Consider the following 2,469-nt stretch of genomic DNA (forward strand, 5'->3'; position numbering starts at 1 on the left):
TGGCTCATTGCCGATTCCCGGCCTGCCCTTGCATACTTCGCCGGGGTTCGCGCACGGCCTGCCTGCCGGTCCTGAAACTAAATCATCATCAAGATTCAAGCAGGGGAGTGAACGCATGAAAATCATGACCATTCTGGGCACGCGCCCTGAGATCATCCGCCTGAGCGTAATTATTCCGCTTCTGGACCGGTATGCGGACAGTCATGTGCTGGTGCATACGGGCCAGAATTTCACTGCCAGCCTAAGCGGCATTTTCTTTGAGGAGTTGGGGCTGCGGGCGCCGGATTACATGCTTCAGGAGAAGCAGGCGGGGCTTGGCGGACAGCTTGCCGCTATGTTCGGCGGGCTGGAGCCGATCCTGCTGAAGGAACAGCCGGACCGCGTTCTGCTGCTTGGCGATACGAACAGCGCGCTATGCGCCATTCTGGCCGAGCGGATGGGCATTCCGGTCATTCATATGGAAGCGGGCAACCGCTGCTATGATCTAGGAGTGCCGGAAGAGAAGAACCGGCGCGTCATCGACGCCGTCTCGACCATTAACATGCCCTATACGCCGCAGAGCAAACGGCATCTGGAGGCCGAGGGCATTCCGAATGCCCGGATCATGCTCACCGGCAATCCGATTTATGAAGTGATGACACATTACGCTCCGCAAATTGCAGCCAGCAAAATTTTGAAGCGGCTTAGCCTTAAACCGGGGAAATACGTTCTCGTTACCGCTCACCGCGCCGAGAATGTCGACCAGCCGGAGACGCTGTTCGAGATCTTGAAAGGTTTAAACCTGATCGCCGGTCACCTCGGCCTTCGTCTGATTTGCAGCATCCATCCACGTACCCGGTCTAAGCTTTCGAACTCCCTTCCGCTGCAGATGCACCGCTTCGTCGAGTTTTACGAGCCGTTCGGCTTTTTCGATTTTGTCGCTTTGGAGAAGAATGCGCGCTGCGCCATCACCGACAGCGGCACCGTTCAGGAGGAATGCTGCCTGCTGGGCGTGCCGACCGTCACGATCCGGCGGACGACCGAGCGTCCGGAGACGGTGGACTGCGGAAGCAATATCGTCTCTGGAGTGGACAGCGAAAGTATTTTGCGGTGCGCCCGGCTGATGACCTCGATGAGCCGCAAGTGGGAAGTCCCTGACGGCTATCTGGATTCGGATGTATCGCAAAAGGTCGTCAAATTTTTACTTGGAGGGAACCTGTATGTTCAATAATCAACGGATTGCGGTTATAGGCGGTACCGGTTCCTGGGGACATGAGCTGGTCCGGCAGCTTCTGCCGCAGAATCCGAAGGAAATCATTATTTTCTCTCGCAGCGAATCCGCCCAGGTAGCCATGAGCCGGGAATTCGAGGACAGACGGTTATGCTTTGTCATCGGTGATATCCGCGATAAGGAAGCTCTCATTGCGGCATGCCGGGGGGTGGATTACTTGTTCCATCTGGCAGCGCTGAAGCATGTCCCCGTCTGCGAGGATCAGCCGTACGAGGCGCTCAAGACGAACGTCATCGGTACGCAGAATGTCATTGAAGCGGCGATAGCGAACAAGGTGGAAAAAGTGATTTATATCTCGACTGACAAGGCGGCCAATCCGTCGAACTTCTATGGCATGACCAAGGCCATCGGCGAGAAGCTGATCGTCTATGCGAATCTGCTTGGGTCAAGCACCAAGTTCGTTACTGTGCGGGGCGGGAATGTGCTTGGAACGAACGGCAGCGTCGTCCATTTGTTCATGAAGCAGATTCGGGACAAAGGCGAAGTGCGGATTACCGATTTCAATATGACCCGGTTCTTCCTGACGCTGAGCGATGCGATTTCCCTGCTGTTCAAAGCTTCCGAGGTCAGCGTGGGCGGCGAGATTTTCGTGATGACTATGCCGACCTGCCGGATTGTCGATTTGGCCGAAGTGCTCATCGAGGCCTCCGATAGACAAGACGTAAGGATGATCGAGACAGGCATTCGTCCCGGGGAAAAAATCAATGAAATTCTGATGAGCGATTTCGAGAGCCTGACGACCGTAGTATACGACGAGCAGTATCTTGTCATATTGCCTACGCTTAATATGCCTCATCTGAAGTCGCGCTATCAAAATTGTGAGCCGGTGTCCTTCAGCAGCTTCAGTTCCGGGAATAATCTGATGTCCAAACAAGAAATCAAGGACATCCTGATCCGGGGAGGTTTCCTGCAATGAAGCTGCTGATCCTCGGCGGAAATGGCATGGCGGGGCATATGCTGGCAGATTACTTTCGCCTTCAGGGCAAGCACCAGGTATTTTACACAACCCGGGACAAAAGCGACCAGCAGGGACTTCTGCTGGATGCCGACGATATTGCGGCTGTGGAGAGTACAATAGCTATTGTCTCGCCCCACTGCATCATTAACGCGCTGGGCGTACTTAACCAATCCGCAGAAGAGCAGAAAATCGCGGCCTACCATATCAACGGCTTTCTTCCCCACCGTCTGCGGCGGGCCGC

General features: G+C 55.0%; 3 protein-coding genes. All 3 read left to right on the forward strand.

Going from position 1 to position 2,469, the window contains the following annotated elements:
- The first annotated feature begins 115 nt into the window (after positions 1-115).
- Complete coding sequence (wecB, locus tag L691_RS0122470; RefSeq protein ID WP_025692546.1) at positions 116-1,210, forward strand: non-hydrolyzing UDP-N-acetylglucosamine 2-epimerase; 1,095 nt, start codon at positions 116-118, stop codon at positions 1,208-1,210.
- Positions 1,200-2,186, forward strand: coding sequence for a polysaccharide biosynthesis protein (locus L691_RS0122475; RefSeq protein WP_025692547.1), 987 nt, complete (start codon positions 1,200-1,202; stop codon positions 2,184-2,186). The genes wecB and L691_RS0122475 overlap by 11 nt, the downstream gene beginning before the upstream one ends.
- A partial coding sequence (locus L691_RS0122480) for an NAD-dependent epimerase/dehydratase family protein (RefSeq protein ID WP_025692548.1) occupies positions 2,183-2,469 on the forward strand: 287 nt, incomplete at its 3' end. The genes L691_RS0122475 and L691_RS0122480, both read left to right, overlap by 4 nt.

This window comes from Paenibacillus zanthoxyli JH29 (assembly GCF_000520715.1).
Classification (GTDB): Bacteria; Bacillota; Bacilli; order Paenibacillales; family Paenibacillaceae; genus Paenibacillus_AQ; species Paenibacillus_AQ zanthoxyli.

Excerpts from the sequence above, each read along its gene's own strand:
- wecB (WP_025692546.1), top strand. The coding sequence starts at position 116 with ATGAAAATCATGACCATTCTGGGCACGCGCCCTGAGATCATCCGCCTG.
- L691_RS0122475 (WP_025692547.1), top strand. The coding sequence starts at position 1,200 with ATGTTCAATAATCAACGGATTGCGGTTATAGGCGGTACCGGTTCCTGG.